Source organism: Dyella sp. EPa41, from assembly GCF_016586165.1.
GTDB lineage: Bacteria > Pseudomonadota > Gammaproteobacteria > Xanthomonadales > Rhodanobacteraceae > Dyella.
In genome coordinates this window covers 95,124-112,496 of sequence record NZ_BCPR01000005.1, presented here as the reverse complement: position 1 = coordinate 112,496, position 17,373 = coordinate 95,124, and the positions used below count along the sequence as shown (strand labels likewise).

The 17,373-nt window shown below is 59.7% G+C and carries 19 protein-coding genes; 15 read left to right on the top strand and 4 right to left on the bottom strand.

What is annotated here, in order from left to right:
- The coding region (locus tag JMF82_RS03405) for an AraC family transcriptional regulator ligand-binding domain-containing protein (protein ID WP_201313128.1) at positions 1-493 on the bottom strand (493 nt) is incomplete at its 3' end.
- Between the two features lie 313 nt (positions 494-806).
- On the opposite strand from JMF82_RS03405, the gene JMF82_RS03400 reads away from it, so the two are divergent.
- The 11 genes from JMF82_RS03400 to JMF82_RS03350 all read left to right on the top strand — a co-directional run bounded on the left by JMF82_RS03400 (position 807) and on the right by JMF82_RS03350 (position 11,549).
- On the top strand, positions 807-2,408 hold the full coding sequence (locus JMF82_RS03400) for a CoA transferase (RefSeq protein ID WP_201313127.1): 1,602 nt from the start codon (positions 807-809) through the stop codon (positions 2,406-2,408).
- Positions 2,405-4,006, top strand: a complete 1,602-nt coding sequence (locus JMF82_RS03395) for a carbohydrate porin (protein ID WP_201313126.1) — start codon at positions 2,405-2,407, stop codon at positions 4,004-4,006. Before JMF82_RS03400 ends, JMF82_RS03395 begins: the two co-directional genes overlap by 4 nt.
- Positions 4,007-4,160: 154 nt before the next feature.
- On the top strand, positions 4,161-4,925 hold the full coding sequence (locus JMF82_RS03390; protein ID WP_201313125.1) for a transporter: 765 nt from the start codon (positions 4,161-4,163) through the stop codon (positions 4,923-4,925).
- Positions 4,926-4,965: 40 nt separating this feature from the next.
- A complete protein-coding gene (locus tag JMF82_RS03385) occupies positions 4,966-5,373 on the top strand; it encodes a PAS domain-containing protein (protein ID WP_201313124.1) in 408 nt (135 codons plus the stop codon).
- A gap of 11 nt (positions 5,374-5,384) precedes the next feature.
- A complete protein-coding gene (locus JMF82_RS03380; protein WP_201313137.1) occupies positions 5,385-6,533 on the top strand; it encodes an ABC transporter permease in 1,149 nt (382 codons plus the stop codon).
- Complete coding sequence (locus JMF82_RS03375; protein WP_201313123.1) at positions 6,530-7,345, top strand: ABC transporter ATP-binding protein; 816 nt, start codon at positions 6,530-6,532, stop codon at positions 7,343-7,345. Before JMF82_RS03380 ends, JMF82_RS03375 begins: the two co-directional genes overlap by 4 nt.
- A 1-nt stretch (position 7,346) precedes the next feature.
- A complete protein-coding gene (locus JMF82_RS03370) occupies positions 7,347-8,285 on the top strand; it encodes an MlaD family protein (protein WP_201313122.1) in 939 nt (312 codons plus the stop codon).
- Positions 8,282-8,884, top strand: a complete 603-nt coding sequence (locus JMF82_RS03365) for an ABC-type transport auxiliary lipoprotein family protein (RefSeq protein ID WP_201313121.1) — start codon at positions 8,282-8,284, stop codon at positions 8,882-8,884. The genes JMF82_RS03370 and JMF82_RS03365 overlap by 4 nt, the downstream gene beginning before the upstream one ends.
- Before the next feature lie 967 nt (positions 8,885-9,851).
- The gene (locus JMF82_RS03360; protein ID WP_201313120.1) at positions 9,852-10,319 is read left to right on the top strand and encodes an Hsp20 family protein; all 468 of its coding nucleotides are present in this window, start codon (positions 9,852-9,854) and stop codon (positions 10,317-10,319) included.
- A gap of 122 nt (positions 10,320-10,441) precedes the next feature.
- Positions 10,442-10,927 carry an Hsp20/alpha crystallin family protein gene (locus JMF82_RS03355; RefSeq protein WP_201313119.1) on the top strand — a complete coding sequence of 162 codons (486 nt, stop codon included), beginning with the start codon at positions 10,442-10,444 and terminating at the stop codon, positions 10,925-10,927.
- 97 nt (positions 10,928-11,024) lie between these two features.
- Positions 11,025-11,549: an Hsp20/alpha crystallin family protein gene (locus JMF82_RS03350; RefSeq protein ID WP_236585278.1), complete on the top strand. Its 525-nt coding sequence runs from the start codon at positions 11,025-11,027 to the stop codon at positions 11,547-11,549.
- Positions 11,550-11,947: 398 nt separating this feature from the next.
- On the opposite strand, the gene JMF82_RS03345 is transcribed toward JMF82_RS03350, so the two are convergent.
- Entirely contained in the window at positions 11,948-13,009 is a 1,062-nt protein-coding gene (locus JMF82_RS03345) for an FAD-dependent monooxygenase (protein ID WP_255559920.1), read from the bottom strand.
- 4 nt (positions 13,010-13,013) lie between these two features.
- Positions 13,014-13,259 (bottom strand): FAD-dependent monooxygenase, encoded by a 246-nt coding sequence (locus tag JMF82_RS22160; RefSeq protein WP_201313118.1) that lies wholly within the window; start codon positions 13,257-13,259, stop codon positions 13,014-13,016.
- A gap of 62 nt (positions 13,260-13,321) precedes the next feature.
- On the opposite strand from JMF82_RS22160, the gene JMF82_RS22155 reads away from it, so the two are divergent.
- From JMF82_RS22155 to JMF82_RS03325, 3 genes are all read left to right on the top strand, one after another.
- Complete coding sequence (locus JMF82_RS22155) at positions 13,322-14,179, top strand: cation:proton antiporter (protein ID WP_201313117.1); 858 nt, start codon at positions 13,322-13,324, stop codon at positions 14,177-14,179.
- Positions 14,176-14,655, top strand: coding sequence for a hypothetical protein (locus JMF82_RS22150; RefSeq protein ID WP_255559919.1), 480 nt, complete (start codon positions 14,176-14,178; stop codon positions 14,653-14,655). The genes JMF82_RS22155 and JMF82_RS22150 overlap by 4 nt, the downstream gene beginning before the upstream one ends.
- A gap of 401 nt (positions 14,656-15,056) precedes the next feature.
- On the top strand, positions 15,057-15,413 hold the full coding sequence (locus tag JMF82_RS03325; RefSeq protein WP_201313115.1) for a DUF1428 domain-containing protein: 357 nt from the start codon (positions 15,057-15,059) through the stop codon (positions 15,411-15,413).
- 76 nt (positions 15,414-15,489) lie between these two features.
- On the opposite strand, the gene JMF82_RS03320 is transcribed toward JMF82_RS03325, so the two are convergent.
- Entirely contained in the window at positions 15,490-16,515 is a 1,026-nt protein-coding gene (locus JMF82_RS03320; RefSeq protein ID WP_236585277.1) for a DUF1214 domain-containing protein, read from the bottom strand.
- 541 nt (positions 16,516-17,056) lie between these two features.
- Here JMF82_RS03320 and JMF82_RS03315 point away from each other — a divergent pair.
- Positions 17,057-17,269, top strand: a complete 213-nt coding sequence (locus JMF82_RS03315; protein WP_201313114.1) for a cold-shock protein — start codon at positions 17,057-17,059, stop codon at positions 17,267-17,269.
- Positions 17,270-17,373 lie beyond the last annotated feature (104 nt).

The following is a 17,373-nucleotide window of genomic DNA, read 5'->3' as shown; positions in this document are numbered from 1 at the left end:
TCGCCAAGGCAACACCCATCGTGCGCTCGACAGCAAAATGTCGGATGTCTTCCGGGAGACGCTCTTCGATAAAGCCAATGTGTAAATCGCTACCTTTTGCTTCTTCCAGGCACACCTGCACTATCGACGCGTTGAGGTCGGCGTACCGGAGCATGATGTCAAAAGCGCTCCGGTAGTTTGGGCTGCTGACCAAGGCAAACCCGGCGGGAGCCAATGACGTGAATCGATAGCGGCATCCGATCTTCATGCCGATACCAACGTCATCTCCGCACCGAGCGAGAAGATTTCGGATCAACCGAAACTCCTGCTCGAACGTGATCGTCGAATTTGCGTCCTCCAAATCTTCTGGCTTTAGGTCCGCACCCCGAAACAATGCCCGAAGGGGCACACCAACTTCGATGGCAACCTTGGCCATGATCGCTGCGCCAACCATGCTTCGGCGCAAGTTTACCGATGACATATCTTCGCTTTCGTTCCCCTTGTCCCTTTTCATTTATAAGGCGTCCCGGGGCGCTGCGGCAGGCGCATGGCCGATGCGATCAAGAAATTGGCCTAATTGATCATTTCACGTTTTCCCCCGTGCATCGAGACTCCGTTTCGTTGGTTACTCATTCGCTGGACGAAAGTGCTGGGTGAATCCCCTTGCGCCGGGCGTCGGCCAGCCGAACCCAAGTTGTGCGGAACGCTTGTCCACATCCGTTGGACTGACCGGCTGCGGGCAAAAGAGGCGCAGTCGTATCGGTCTCCGAAAAAGACGATCTTTCCGCCGATTTTCAGTTCCAGGAACCGCAAGACACGGAGTCTTTATGATCGTCAATTCGTTTCAGAAGAGAGCCTACGATGCCGTGGCCCAGTCGCTTCCCTTTGGGATCGATGACTCAAAGGTAGAGATTCGGCCAGGCCCTTCTTACGCTCGAAGCACCATAAAGATCCATGATTATGCGGCGGGAGTGATGGCCGCTTACGGGTCCGTCGTTGAACGTCTTGGCACGATTCGAGGCCTGCCAGCGCAGACCATGAAGTTGGACCGCAGGCGCTGCGGACTACTTCTGAATTCACCTCAGCTCCAGTTCTTGAACGGCTATGGCACGCTGATGGATACGTGGCCCGTTGGACCGGACAACGGCACATATCGGGCAAAAGACGGCCGGCACGTGACCATCATCGGTTTGCACCCGCATCTGCGTGATGGGCTGCTCAACTATTTCCAGTGCGCCAATACCGCCGCTGCGATTCAAAGTTCGGTCGAGAAGAAGACGTCCCAACAGATCGAGGACGAGCTCGCTGAGCTACGCCTACCCGCCGGTATCGTGCGATCGCCCGGAGAATGGTTGGCGCATCCCCAGGGCCATCTCGTTGCCAACCGGCCACTCATTGAAATTGAAGAGAGCAAGGGAGATATGGGGCGCCGACTGGGTCCGGCCAGGCGGCGGCCGCTCGAAGGCGTCCGAGTTCTGGAGCTTACCCACCTCGTCGCCGGCCCCACCATGGGTCGCCTCTTGGCGGAGCAGGGCGCAGACGTCATCAAAGTACAGCCACCCATGGGGGATTGGGTGCTGCCTTTGTGGCTAGACGTCAACTGGGGAAAGAAAAGCATCTTGCTTGACGTGAAGAGCCTGTTTGGAAAGAGTCGCTTCGTGCAGCTGCTCGCGAACGCTGACGTCTTGATCAATAGCAACTCGCCGGGATCGCTCGACCGCCTCGGCCTGACCCAGGAAGCGCTGCGAAAGATCAATCCTGGCCTTGTCGTGGCCAATGCGTCTTATGCGCCACCGAATACGCCATGGGCTTCCCGTCGGGGATTCGAACAGATTGGTCAAGCCGTCTCGGGGATGATGCATATTCATTCCGCCGATCTCCCCGATCCAACAGTCGTATCGGTGCTGATCAACGACTATCTGACGGGAAACCTGGGTGCCATCGGAATCATCGCCGCTCTCTGTGAGCGAGAGGAGCGTGGTGGTTTCTGGAATGTGCATGTCTCACTTCAGCGCTGCGCCACGATGGCAACGACGCTGCTTGAGCGCCAGGATGCGGAGCCGTACGCGCCGGTCACCCTGGACGATCTCCTCACGCACGCCGTGGATCAGGAAACGCCTATCGGCGTGTTCACGCGCCTTGCCTCCGCTGTCGAATTCAGTCACGCACCATCATGGGTTCGTCAAGCACCGAGCATCCCTGGTGTAGACCCCGACACCACCGGCTGGGACACCCCGTCCTCGTATGAGCAGACCACCTTCGATATCCCGCACTTCCCGTCGCGCATGGTCAGGGAGGGCCGTATCCGCAACTTCCTCAGCTCATATGGCATCGAAGATCGCGGTGACGGCGGTGGCGGCATGAGCCTGGCATCAAAGGCGCTCTTCGAAGCGGTACTGGCCCTGCGTGCCATGGGGCGCAACGCATGACGTACCTGTTCCCAGGGCCGGCGATTCGACGACCGGTCAACACGCCGACTAAGGCTTCACGCTCGGGGCCGTCGACACGCGTCATCAAGTTCATTCTTCTCCTGCTCGCGCTGCACGCCGGAGAGTGCTTTGCGGATACGGCGACGTCCGGCAATGGACAGTCCGTGGAGTCGGCGACGACCAATGTTGCCGCGACGCTCGATCCCCGCTGGCTGCCCGAGGGTGGAGGCAAGCTTTCCCTGATGGATCATGCGCCCGGCTTGCTCCCGTACTTCAACAACGCGCCGGTCTTTGGCGTTCCAGGGACGGTAACGGGAGACTTCTGGAGCCGCACCCAGCTCACCGGGGACTGGGGAGGCACGCGAACAGATTGGGCCCGGCACGGTGTCTTCATTGACCTCTACACGACAAGTGCATACCAGAACGTTACGTCCGGCGGCCTGAAGACCGGCGAGTCGTTCGTCCAAAGCGCTCAAACATCGCTCAACATCGACTCCGGCCGAGCGGGGCTGTGGAGTGGCGGCGTATTCCATCTCACATTGCAGTCGCGATATGGGTCGCCACCGGAAGACACGTTTACTGCGGGAGCGAGCGTGCCTTCCTACATCGGGCTCGTACATCCCGCGCCAACGCTCTACCACGATACGGAAGCCACCGAGTACTACGTCGCGCAAGCGCTTAGCAGGCACTTCAGCCTTGTTGTGGGAAAGATCAGTGACATCTTCATCCCCGACCAGACCATGATTGGAAACAGTTACAAGTACTACTTCGCAAATTTCAACTTCAACAAGAACCCGATGACGGTCAACTTCTACAACCCCAGCGCGCTCGCCGCGCTGGCGGCCTGGACACCGACCGACAAATTTGGGCTTGCCGGTGGTGTTCTTGATCCAAACACGCAGGCAGACAACTTTGCGCAGCACGCCTTCAATAAGGTGAATCTCTATCTGATGTCGCTGCTGAACTATCAGGTTGATGGACTGCCAGGCCAATTTGCGCCGGCATACAACTGGTCGAACCAGCGTCACATCGATCTGAAAGATCCCTACGGACCACTGACACCTTCGGAAATACCCGCTGCCGTCGGCGGGCTTGTGGGAGGCTCTCGAGAAGGCCTTCCGCAAAACTATCGCAACCGGAGCTCCTTCCTCATCGCCAACTTCACTCAATATGTCTATTTGAGTGATTCCCCCGACGACGTGGCCCGCCAGATGCGGGCCGGCCAGGTCCCTCGAGGCGTGGCGCTCTTCGGGCGAGCTGGATACGCGCCTTCTAGAACGAATCCGATCACGAGAGATGCAAGCCTCAACGTCATCGCGCACGGAATCATCGACGCTCGTCCATACGATAGTTTCGGCGCTGGCTATTACTTCAACGAGATCAGCGATGATCTGAAACAGTCGGTTGCATACCTCACCGGAGGAGCGCGAAAGGTCAAGAACGAGAAGGGTGCTGAAGTTTTCTATGACTTCGCGATAACACCGGCCATCCGCTTCATCACCAGCTATCAGCACATTGTCGACCCATTGACAGCGCGCGTCGCGACGCAACAGGACAAGGCAGACGTTCTGCTTGTTCGGTTGACGGTCGCTTGGTGATTTCGACAGGCGAGTCAGGTCGACGTATCTCAGTCGCATCCAGACTCATCAGCGCGCCTGCAAGGCTCACGCCTACAAGGGACGACCCATGCGACATGGAAAGTATCCTTTCTCTGCACTTTTGACTTGCATGATTCTTGTTGGAGCGACTTGCATGGCTCAAGACGCCCCCAAAGAGGCAGTGGCGAGCTCTCAGGAGCTCGCAAAGAAAATATCCAATCCTGTAGCCGACATCATCACGATGCCGATTGAGTTCAATTTCGATCAACATCTTGGCGCGCTGAACGGTGATCGATATTACGCAAACCTGATACCGGTAGTTCCATTCCATCTCAACGACGATTGGAACATCGTCTCCCGCACGGTTATCCCTGTCGTCCAGCAAAATCGAATCTATAAGGATGAGCTTTCAGAGTTTGGTCTTGGAGATGCCACTGAGAGCATCTTCCTATCCCCTTCGCTCCCAACCGACGATGGGGTGCTCTGGGGCGTTGGCCCGGCCTTCCTGATTCCTCTGGCCACCGATGACCGCCTCGGACACGAAAAATGGGGCGCGGGACCCACCGGCGTCATCATTCGTCAGACGCCGTCGGGTTGGACATATGGAATCTACGCGAATCATCTTTGGTCCATCGATGGCACGCGCCGGCGCGGAAATGTGAGTCAAACCTTTGTTGAACCATTTGTCGCGTACACAACGCCTTCTGCCGTTACCTATACGGTCAAAGTGGAGAGTACCTATGACTGGGAGGCAAGGCAGCGTTGGACGGTTCCCGTCACCGTTACGGTGGGCAAGCTGCTTCACCTCGGAAGGCTGCCCATCAATTTGGCTGGTGGTGTGAGAGGTTTCATGGCCTCACCCGACTCGGGTGCCGATTGGGGGTTACGGCTTACGGTCACTTTCATTCTCCCCAAGTAGCTTTTCATCGGCTTCCGATTTGCTCAAGACGGAGGAAGAAATGGATGCGGTCACCAGATCACTTCTTGAATCGCCGTGGACCCTGGGAAGCATTCAACTTGCTTTCATTCGCGACCTCCAGCAAGGCGTCGTCATTGTGGATGAAAAGGGACATCTAATGCTGGCTAATGAGCGGGCGATAGCCATCCACGGCCAACTGCGTCCCGACGTCGATCCGCAGGACTACAGCGCGATATATGGAGTCTTCACCACCGAAAATCGCCCCTTTCCTTCGACCGATCTTCCCCTGTCGCGAGCCGTTCTGAATGGCGAATTCGTGCCTTCGAGTCTGTGGATGGTACGAAGGCCTGATGGGTACGAGGTGAAGGTAAGAGGAGCGGCCGTGCCGCTTTTCGATGGTCAGAAGAGGCACGTCGGCTGCGCCCTCGTCTTTGAGGAGTCACCTTGAGCCGCGACTCGATGTCCCGGAATCCGCAGCCGCAGGAATGGTTGACGCTGGACGCCGCGTCGTCGCCACCTAGGCTCTATGCCACCGGCGAGTGGACGCTAGCCCACTATGCCTCGCTGCAGAAGGCGGTAAGCGATATGACGGCGTCGATCACTGCCGATGTCGAATTTGACTATAACGGCCTGCGCTCGCTGGACACCTCCGGCGCATTTCTACTAAGCAAGTTGCTGCGTACGTCATCAGCTAGTGATGTCGCCGGGATCGGCCAGAGCCTTCCGAGCGCAAAGAGGAACCTGTTGCGAGCAGTTGCCGCGACCGCAACCGGTGATCGAGCGATCGACAGTCAGCATCAGAGCCACACCGTAACCAACGTGCTCGAGCGTGTCGGCATGACCATGGTGACGATCCAGCATCAGCAGATTCGTCTTCTTGGCTTCGTTGGCCTCACCCTGGAGCGCCTCTTTTATACGATGTGGCACCCGCGGCGCTGGCGCGTCACCTCGCTGGTGTCGCACATGGAACAAACCGGCCTGAATGCCGTTCCCATCGTGGCATTGCTCACCTTCATGGTGGGCGCCGTGGTCGCATTCCTTGGATCAACGGTGCTGGCGGACTTTGGCGCCACCGTCTACACGGTGGATCTGGTGGCCTTCTCCTTCCTTCGCGAATTCGCAGTGCTGCTCACCGCCATTCTTATGGGTGGCCGTACGGCGAGCGCCTTCACCGCGCAGATCGGTTCCATGAAAGCAAACGAGGAGATCGACGCAATCCGCGCGATAGGCCTCGATCCCATGGAGCTGCTCGTGTTGCCCCGCGTACTTGCCATGCTGGCCTCGCTACCGATGCTCACTTTCCTGGCCATGATCGCCGGCCTCACGGGGGGTGGCCTGGTGTGCGCGTTGACGCTCGACATTCCCCCGGTGATGTTCGTCAACCTGATCAAGTCCGACGTTGGCGTACGCCACTTCCTGGTCGGCATCGCGAAGGCGCCAGCATTCGCCTTCCTCATCGCGGTGATCGGCTGCCTCGAAGGCTTCAAGGTGAGCGGAAGCGCCGAATCGGTCGGTGAGCACACGACGTCGAGCGTGGTGCAATCCATTTTCGTTGTGATCCTCCTCGATGCCCTGGCTGCGCTCTTCTATATGGAGATGGGCTGGTGAGCGCGGCGGCCAAGCCCCAAGCGATCGAGGACGTCATCCAGGTACGCAGTCTGGGTAACCGCTTCGGTGCACAGGCCGTTCACCAAGATCTTGACCTGGACGTCCACCGGGGCGAAATCCTCGGCGTGGTCGGAGGATCGGGAACGGGCAAGTCGGTACTCCTGCGGAGCATCGTCGGGTTGCGCCGCCCCTCGTCCGGGCGTATCCACGTCTTTGGACATGACTTGCTTAGCCTGCCATCCGATCAGCGCTCGCGCATCGAGCGGCGTTTCGGCGTCCTGTTCCAGAATGGTGCACTGTTCTCCTCGCTCAGCGTCGTGGACAATGTGGCGATGCCGCTGATCGAACACGCGGGCCTTTCACGACGCGATGCCCAGCAACTCGCCGGCTTGAAGCTCGCACTGGTTGGCCTTCCCGTGGGTGCGGAGACTAAATCTCCCTCCGAACTGTCCGGCGGCATGGTGAAGCGCGTGGCTCTGGCACGCGCGCTGGCACTCGATCCCGACATCCTTTTCCTGGACGAACCGACGGCAGGCCTGGATCCCATCAGTGCGGCCGCCTTCGACCAGTTGATCCTGACACTGCGCGACGCGTTGGGACTCACGGTCTTTCTCGTCACGCACGATCTGGACACGCTCTACACCATATGCGATCGCGTAGCCGTACTTTCACAGCGGAAAGTGCTGATCGTCGGACCGCTGAATGAAGTGACGCAGTGCGCCGACCCATGGGTGCAATCGTACTTCCACGGCCCGCGCGGTCGCGCCGCCGAAGAGGCGAACGACTACAACCAATTCCCCAGAGTGACATGAGATGGAAACGCGAGCTCATCACGTACTTGTCGGCCTTTTCACGGTGATCGTGGTCGTGGCCGCACTGCTGTTCGCATTGTGGCTCGCCAAATCGAGCGCGGACCGGCAGTTCGCCGAATACCAGGTCGAGTTCAACGAGGCGGTGAACGGACTGTCGCTGGGAAGCGCAGTGCAATACAACGGCATCAAGGTGGGTGACGTCACTCAACTCAAACTCGACCCAAAGGACCCGCGCAAGGTGTTGGCGCACATCCGTGTGGGCAGTGATACGCCTGTGCGGCAAGACACACATGCCAAGCTCACCCTAACCGGTGTTACCGGCCTCTCCATCATCCAGCTCAGCGGCGGCTCCCCCGGCAGCCCACTGCTCGTATCGCACGACGGTCAGCCTCCAGTGATCATCGCCACTCCTTCACCACTGAGCCGCATCCTCGCCAACGGCGAAGATCTGGTGACCAATATCAACGAGGTAGTTGAGCGTGCCAACGTGCTGTTGTCACCGGAGAATACCGAGCACGTCAGCCATATGCTCGAGCACCTCGATCAGGCCACCGGGACCGTCGCGGCCGAGCGTGACGACATCCGGTTGCTTCTGCAGCAACTGGCTCAGGCCAGCAGGCAGGCGAATGAGACATTGGCGCAGACGGGCCAACTCGTCCGCAGTGCAAATGGCCTGGTTGACAACCAGGCGCGCGCCACATTGGACAGTGCGCGCAACGCGATGGCGTCGCTGGAACACTCCGCCGCCGAGTTTGACCACATCCTCAGCGACAACCACGCGGCCATCACCGGCGGCCTGCAGGGTTTCAGTGAGCTGGGACCAGCAATACGCGAACTGCGAGGTGCCGCGGGCTCGCTGCGCAGTGTCTCGCGCCGCCTCGATGAGAATCCAGCCGGCGTCCTACTCGGTCGTGAGGGAAGCAAGGAGTTTGAACCATGAGGTCGACGCCCCTAATCGTCGTCATGACGGCAATAGCTTTGCTCTGCGCGTGTTCAGTGCTCCCCAAACCGGTTCCACAGGAGACCTACCGCCTACCTGGAGCGACGCTGCCGCGTAGCCCAGCGCCTAAGGTCAATTGGTCCTTGCGCGTCGATACGCCCAGAGCCGAACGGATGATCGACGGGTCGCGGATCGTGGTGCAACCCGAAGGAGACCTGATGAGCGTGTACAAGGGCGCACGATGGAGTGACGCCGCCCCCGACTTGATGCGTAACCGACTAATCGATGCCTTTCGTGATGACGGTCGTGTCACTGGACCGAGCAGCGATAAGGACGGCCTCCAGGCTGACTACTTTCTATCAAGTGACCTTCGCGCTTTTCAAACAGAATACCGGGACGGAAAACCTGTAGTAGTGATCCGCCTTGACGCCCAACTAGTGCGAGCCAAGACCATGCGTATTACTGCCACGCACAGATTTGAAGTCACATATCCCGCTGAGGCAAGCTCCACGCCCAACATCGTATCTGCCTTTGGCAAAGCTGGCGATGAGTTGTGTTCACAGCTGGTTGCATGGACGATCAACAACGCCGTCGATTGATTTTCTCTGAAGCAGCCAAGACGCCCCATCGTCCCTACGCCATAGCTATCGTCCTCGCCACCGAAACCTTCCACAATTTATGACCGCCAATGCGCTGCGTCATCGTCCATACGATCCCCCGACGAAGTGCTCCACGATGCTCTGCGCGAACGCTTCGCCGAGGAGCCAGTGACTACGTCTTTCCACACAGTGATCGCGCTTGACGCCGAGGATCGTCTGTATGGATCAATTTAGTAAGTTAAGTCATCTGTTCGGATGGCGTGGTCAGACTATGCGAGACACTTGCGGCCAAACTATGTGAGATCGCGCAGTTGCGGAAAACCGTAATTTGGACGAAACGGCCAAATTGTGATTGCCTGGAAAGCATAAGCTGGCCGCCAGGAATCATTAGGCGTGCTCCAAGGAACTTGGCGATTGGTGTCACGCTCTCTTGGCAGGAGCCAAAGATCAGCATCAGCCCGCCACTTGGAGGGCGCCACCTCTCTTGGGGACTCTGCATGATAGGGGGGGGCGGGGAGCCCTTTCTTTGCCCGAATCTGCGCTGCCACATTCATGTGGGTACCGATCGGTGCCGGAACGGAAGTTTCACTCCGTAGATGCTGGTCAGAAGTCCCGAATAGCCCCGAGACATGATGCCCAAGGCCAGCTGGTGGGGGATATGGCCGTGCTGGCGACGTGTTGCCGATCACGCAGGCGCCCACAGCTGAGCGTCAAGGCGCATGTTTGGGCGGTCGTCTGAAGCTTCGATCCGTGGCGGTATCGACGGTGGTGGATTGCTTGACCCTCCAGCAAAGGTGGCTTTTTTACGAGCGTTTAGATGGCTAAACAAATGCTGAAACGGAGGGCTTGAAAACGGTTTTTGGGTGCATACAATCCACCCCGCTGGACGCTTCGGGTCCAGCCTGCCGCGACCGTTCGCGGCGCGGCGAATAGTCCCTTTCCATGTTGCTCATACGAGGATATGGCCATGCGCACTGTTCTTGATTTTTCACCGCTTCATCGTTCAAGCATCGGCTTTGAACGCGTTTTCGGGCTGCTTGAAGCGGCCCAGGCCCAGCAGTCTGACAACTGGCCCCCTTTCGACACCATGAGGCTGTCCGAGGATCGCTATCAGATCACGATGGCGGTGGCCGGTTTCAAGCGTGATGAGATTGATATTTCCGTGCAGGACAACCTGCTCTCCATCAAAGGCGAACGCCAAAGCGATGCGGAGGGCGAATACCTTCATCGAGGCATCGCCTGCCGCCCGTTTGTTCGCCGGTTTGAACTCGCCGAGCACGTGCAGGTATGCGACGCCCAGCTGGCCGATGGCCTGCTGACCATCAACCTGAAGCGTGAACTGCCGGAGGCGATGAAGCCCAGGCGAATCGAAATCGGCACGAGTGACATCGCCCGGCCGAACGTCCGGCAGATTGAGCAGCAGGTCGCTGCCTGACCATCCTCATTTCGCCTCACTCGCAGTGGCGAGGCTCATACGCACTTTTACGCCTGCGCGTGCGCCTGTCGCCCTGCGCAGGCTTTTTTTCGTGATAACTACCTGCCGCGGAGGTCTTTGTCATGAGCAGCCAATTGATACGTCCTTCAGAGTGGCCGCGCCAGGCGATGGCGACGGATCCGATCAAGCAGTTGTTCGACCGAGTCTTCGAGGGCAGCCTGTTCCCGCGGGCCTCGACCGACGATTCGTCGATCGTTACCAGCCAATGGGCTCCCCGGGTCGACATCAAGGAAGAAGCACATCGGTTCGTTCTGTACGCGGATATCCCGGGCGTCGAAATGGATGCCATCGAGGTGCAGATGGACAAGGGCATGCTCACCATCAAAGGCGAGCGCAAGGCCGAGGTCGAACAGAACACCGAGCAATTCACGCGTATCGAACGCTCCTACGGCGCCTTTCACAGGCGCTTCGCCCTGCCCGATAGCGCCGACCCGGAAGGCATCACGGCCTCCGGGCGCAATGGCGTACTGCAGATCGTCATTCCGAAACGTCCTGAAACCACGCCGCGCCGCATCCGGGTGAGCAAGACCGGGTCGGACGAACATTGATGCACGGAGCGGACGCCAGGCCGCCGTGCCGGGATGGGTGCGCGGATAGCACCCATCCCGCCGACGCCCTCTTCATGCCTGTTGTGGAAAACCCGCCATGAAAGACAACATGCTGCGCCCGTCTGACTGGCCCAACATGAGGCCGCAGGATCCGGTCAAACAACTCTTTGATCGGGTGTTCAAGAGACATCCATGCCGCGATGTTTCCGCGGACGACTCTTCGATCGTCATCCACCCATGGACGCCGCGCGTGGACATCAAGGAAGAAGCGCACCGCTTCATTCTTTACGTGGATGCGCCTGGCGTCTCGCCCAGCGACATGAAGGTGTACATGGACCGAGGGCTGCTGACCATCGAGGGTGAGCGCCAAACGGAAGCTCAGGCTGGGCGCGAAACCTTCTTGCGTATCGAGCGCCAACATGGTGCTTTTCATCGGCGCGTCACCTTGCCAGCCAGCGCCGATCCCCGCCGCATCACGGTCACGGCCCGTGAGGGCATCGTGCACATCATTGTCCGCAAGCGCCCTGAGCGGCCGACCTGCGACACCCATGGAGGGCGTGTGGGCGCGGGAGACCTCAGTGACGGGATGACCACATTCAACGCACCGTGGAGGCCAGCCTAGTGCAGGCCGTTTGATCCGGTATCACCATCACCGCCTTGCCGATCACGATGATTGTTTGCGAACGGTGCTGTTACTTCGCGCCCGACCGAATCAATCCGCAAGCAGGTCTGGGCCGTTGCACTGCCCATGCGAGCCACGGCGCTTTTTATCCGGCCGAGAAACACCTCTGCCGGGATTTCCTGTTAAGGAAAGATCATGAAAGCAGAGCCCCCAGGGATGGATGCGTTCAACGAACAGAGTCATCATGAGATCGAGCACAGCCCCTCCTCGTACAGCCGTCGAAATCCGCCGTCTTTCGCGCGATCGGGAGCCCAGACTCGACGACGTCTAGGGATATGACCTTCGAATTGAAGGGGGTAATCCGGGCAGCCTCTCCACTTGGCCGAGGACTCGCACCTTTAGCTGGAAGTCATCGCCCGATGACTGCCTTCGGGCTGAGCCCCGCTGGATGGCATCGGCTCCAGCATGCTGAGCGCACGCTGCAACATCGGATCGACCTTTGCACTGGGACCCTCAGCCATGACGCAGCGGTCTGGGCGCACGATGGCAACCCAGCCCTCCGGTGGTAGTCGAGGTAGACCGATCTCATCCATGGGCACAAGGCGCCGCTCTTTTGGTGTCAAATGTCGTGCGTCGCCGCCTTGGCACCACTGCCAGGTCATTCCGCCCAGACAGCTCCAGCGGGCGAGCAGCTTGCCGTCAAGGTGTGCGGCGGGATCCACGCCGAAGCCGATGAGCGACCACTGCAATCCGAGTGCATTGTCGCCGAGCACGGGTTCGGAATGTTCGTAGGTGCGGATCCAGCATTGCGGCAACATGGAACCTGCGAGGAGCTTGCGAGCCGTTCGGTCACGCCAAAACAAACCGCGATGGAACACCTGCGGTGGCTTGATTTTTAGATCGTCGAATACCGACCGGCCTGCAGGAAGCATTCGCACTGCACGGATTGTCCCGTGGATGGCAAAGGCGACGAGGCGATTACGCGGCATCACCAGCTTGCCGAGGAACCGGGCAAGACTGATGATCTTGCGAGCGTGCGGGCGGCGCTCCTGGTCGTAGCTGGCTAGCACCTGCTCGTTGAGCTGGCCCCGCACCACGCCCGCGATTTTCCAGGCGAGATTCGCGGTGTCGCGAAGGCCGGCGACCAAGCCCTGGCCGGCGAAAGGTGGGGTGACATGCGCGGCATCGCCGACAAGAAAGCAGCGACCTTTCGAGAAGCGGCGCGCCTCGCGGGCGTGGAAGCGGTACACCGCGGTACGCTCGATGCGGATGTCTTCGGGCTTGCACCAGGGGGCGAGCAGGGCTCGAACACGCTCAGGCTTTTCCATCTCGCTGGCTTGTTCGCCGGCGTGCAGCATGAATTCCCAACGCTGTCTGCCACCGGGCGCCACCATGTGAGGCGTGGGGCGTCGTGGGTCGCATAGGAACTCGACGTGGTCGATCGGTGTCGGTACGTCCAGTGCATCAACGATGCGAGCGCCGCACGAGCGAGCCTGCTCCGTCCGCGCCGATCAGGTATCGAGTCCGAACGGGGCGGAGCCCGTCACCATGCCTGAGCATGACTTCGACGCAGTTTCCTTCGTCGACGAAGTTTTCCAGTGCCACGCCCAACTGAACATCCACGTTAGGGTATTGAGATAGCCGGCGGCGCAGCGCGGTTTCCAATTGGGGTTGGCAGAAGGTCACGAGCTTCGGGTGACCGTCGATCATGCGTGCCGTGTTGATACGCGCGAAGCACCCAAAGAGAGGGGGGTGATACTTCACTTGCGTCGTTGCGCGATCTATGGGAATGCTGGGATCATGTCACGGCGCTGGTACTTGTTACGGTCGCCCTGACGACTTTCGCCGTGGCGGTGGTCGTGCGTCATCTGATGCCAGGCATGTCATGGGCTGCCGCGATGACGCTGGGAGCGCTGCTGGCGCCGCCGGACGCTGTCGCGGCCACCACGGTTCTGAAAAGGATGCCCCTGCCGCTCCGCATCCGCATGGTGCTGGAGGGAGAGAGCATGCTCAACGACGCCTCCGCTTTGCTCATCTACAAAGTGGCCGTTTCCGCCACCATGCTCGGAAGTTTTGATGCCGGCCAGGCGGTCCCGTTATTTACACTTGTGGTTCTTGCGGGTGCAGCGGCAGGCGTGCTTTTGTCGTGGCCTGCCAGCTGGCTCATGGCGCGATTCGAAGATGTGTCCAGCGCGGTGATCTTCCAGTTTGGCCTAACCTTCGGGCTATGGCTGGCGAGTGACTGGCTCGGTCTCTCGCCCATCATCACGGTGGTTACATTCGCGATCACCTTGGCCCAGCGGAACGACTATTCAGGACCTGCATACGTCAGATTGTCCTCGTTCGCCATCTGGGATTCGGCCACGGTCGTACTGAATGCGCTTGCATTCACTCTGATTGGTTTGCAGCTCCGCCCTGTGCTTGAGGCGTTGTCACCCGAACAGCGCGTACATTCGATCTTGATGGCTCTTGTCATTCTCGGCGTGGTGATAGGGTCCGCCTCGTTCTGCAGCTGGTCCACTATGCACTCGTTCGGCCGAGGCATCGGTTGGGCGACAACACGTCAACCTGCAGGCCGAGCCTTGGGGGTGCGGTCCTTGTCGGTTGGTCGGGCATGCGAGGCATCGTGACGCTCGCCGCCGCCATGGCACTGCCGTCCAGCTTTCCCTACCGCGACTTCGTTCAGCTCACTGCATTCGTTGTCGTACTGGGGACGCTGACCATTCAAGGCCTGACCCTGCGTCCACTCCTCAGATTCATTCGCCTACCGCCTGACTACACAGTGCAGAACGAACTCGCGTTAGCACGAAAGGTAGCGGCGAGGTCCGCCCTGGCCGAGTTAGGGCAGGACCCTGCGCCTGCAGCCGAACGACTGAGGCAGGAGATCTCCGAAGCATTGAGTGGTGCGGTGCGGGAGTTCAGTCCCGGAAATAGCCATGGCAACGTGTTGCGACGTCAGTTGGTTGGCGTGGCAAGGCACGCGATCGAGGATCTCAGGCGCACTAACAAGATTGGCGATGATGCGTATCGCCAAGTGGAAGAAGAGCTCGATTGGCTGGAGCTAAGCGCCGGCGTTCCGGAGATGGAGGGCGATTCTATGATCTAGCTTCAGTTTGAGTATGAGCGCGGCGCAATCGGCTCGGGCACGTCTTGGCGCGGAGCGTGGCTCTCTCCGCTCTGTGAGGGTGGGGGGGAAGGCTCGGGCCTTGCAGTCTTGGCAGGCAGTCGCGACCGTGGGCTATGACGCCAAAAGCTTGCCGACCCTTTTCCAGGCAAGGCCATCGATGGGCCATGCAGAAGCCGCAAAGCCGAACAGCAACCGATCACCATCGCTTCGCATCCGAAGGCACAGGATCTTCTTCCCGTGCCTTTTTGCTTGTTGCGTGAGGCGGACGCGTACGGCTTCCCGCATCCGCCCGGATGGGGCTCGTGTCGATCCGCCATACACTCGTTCGTCGTATGCATGAAGGCGGCCACCCGGTCGCTCTTTCCACCAAGGAGACAGTCATGTCCTACATCGATGGTTTCGTGATCGCCGTACCCAACGCCAACCGGGAGCAGTTCATCGAGCACGCCCGTACCTTCGACGCCGTTTTCGTGGAGTTCGGCGCCATCCGGGTGGTGGAGTGCTGGGGCGACGATGTACCCGACGGCAAGGTCACCGATTTCCGCCGCGCCGTGCAGGCGACGCAGGACGAATCGGTGGTGTTCTCCTGGATCGAATGGCCCGACAAGGCCACTCGCGATGCCGGCATGGAGAAAATCATGCAGGACCCGCGCATGCCTGGCCCCGGTGACATGCCTTTCGACGGCAAGCGCATGATCTTCGGCGGCTTCGTGCCGGTGGTCAGTCTCCCTGGCTAGGAGGCCTTGAGCCGCGCGCTTTCAGAGCAAGCCTGGCATCCGGGCCGGAACGGCCCCTCACGTCATGCCGTTCCGCCTAGGCCTGTGGCTCCGGGAACTTCCATGATTGGTCGAGGATGGCAGCGCGAGGCCGATAGAGGCGCACGGTGTAGTTCCAGCCGGGCATGATCGGGAGGCAATTGGGGATCTTGCCGTCGCAGCCGCCGAACTGCACGCGGATGGAGCCGTCCGCGCTGCGCTTGGCGGTGATGTCGTTAAGCGTATAGGCGTTCAGCGCATTCTTCTGGAAATAACCATCGGCGTTGTAAACGCTGATGGACCAGAAGGCGTCGACGGGAACGTCTCTCACCGTGAGATGGTAGATCGTCTTGCCGTCGTTCCTGGGTGGCGTAAACCCCAGATAGGTGGCGTCCTTGTCCGGATTTCCGCCCCATCCCGCGGCGGTACCCATGAGGTGCGCGATCGGATCAACCTCGCCCTTCTTGCCAAACGCATTCTTGAACCCCGTCGTTGAAGCGGCGAGCACGAGCAAGGCGTCGCGTATCTTCTTTTGGCTCACCGGGTCCCAACGGGGAACCTCGAACGTGCCATGGCTCGCCTGGCTGACCTTGATGGCATCCTGCAGCGCGTGCACTGCCTGCACATCCTTGGCATCGTTCGGGTCGACCAGGGTGCGGATGGCCACGGCCATGTAGCGTGTGCCGACCTTGTCCTTGTCGAAGGTGTAGCTGCCCGCACCGTAGACCACGGCCGGCACGTAGTGGTCTTCGCTGATCACCTGCATCGACATGAATCGCTTGCCGGCATCAGGAAGAACAACGGTGACAGGACCCGCGTCCAGGTCGAAGACGCCGGAGGTGTACAGCGTGTCGCGATTGAGGCGTATCACGTCCTGCTTGTCGATGGATGCCGGCTCGCGTTCGGAGTGGAGATTGCCGAGGCCGTTGCGTTTCTGGAGAGAAGCGAGGTAGGTGTCCGATTCGGCGCGGACAAAGTTGTTCACCGTGACCGGGACGGCCTCTGCGGATGGTGCAGCGGCATGGGCGGCTGACACGAAGAACAAGGTGGCTGCGACAGCCGGAATGGCCCACTGCATGCCCATGACACCCTCTGCGCGATGGTTGCGGTGAGGTTTAGTAGACAGGAGAACACGGCAACGAAACACCGAAAAACTACTTAGCAGGTGTCCACGGAAAGGAAGGCCTGCTTCCGATTGCACTTTTCTTGCCCGCCTTCGTGCCGCTGCGGCGCGCGATTCCGTGTTGGCTGGAGGATGCAGCTAACGGTCTGGGCATCTGTTTCCGATGCTTGCTCGACGGGCCGTCGCGCGATCTGCGAGGCGAGCATTGCGCTTTGCGAAGCTCACACTTAGTGATGGCGGTTTCACGCGAGGCTGGCTTGCAGAAACCCTCCAGGCATAGGGGGACGTGGCTTGGGAAATCGCCCTTTCTGAACGAAAGGTTATGTGGCCATTTGCTCTTTGGGCCAATGATCTCTAGGGTAGGGGAGCTGAGTTTCAAGGGTCACCCTGAATGGTGGCCCGATGCTGTAGATCGCAGTTCACTACACCGTTGTACCCCCTTTCTCCTTGCAACCAGCTTTTCCGCCGCGTAGCGGCTTTTTTTCGTTCCAAGGAGAAACACATGTCCCAGGCAGAAACCGGTACCGTGAAGTGGTTCAACGATGCAAAAGGTTTTGGCTTTATCAGCCGCGACCAAGGTGGTGACGACGTATTCGTGCACTTCCGTTCCATCCAGTCGTCGGGCTTCAAAAGCCTGGCTGAGGGTCAGAAGGTGTCCTTCATCGTGACCCAGGGCCAGCGCGGCCTCCAGGCCGAGCAGGTCCAGGCAGTCTAAAAACTCCCGCCCAGTCGCAAAAAGCCCGGCCTCGCGCCGGGTTTTTTTGTGGTGCGTTTCCGCGGTGTGCCTCTCCTGCGCATGTGAAGAGCGGGCAACTCATG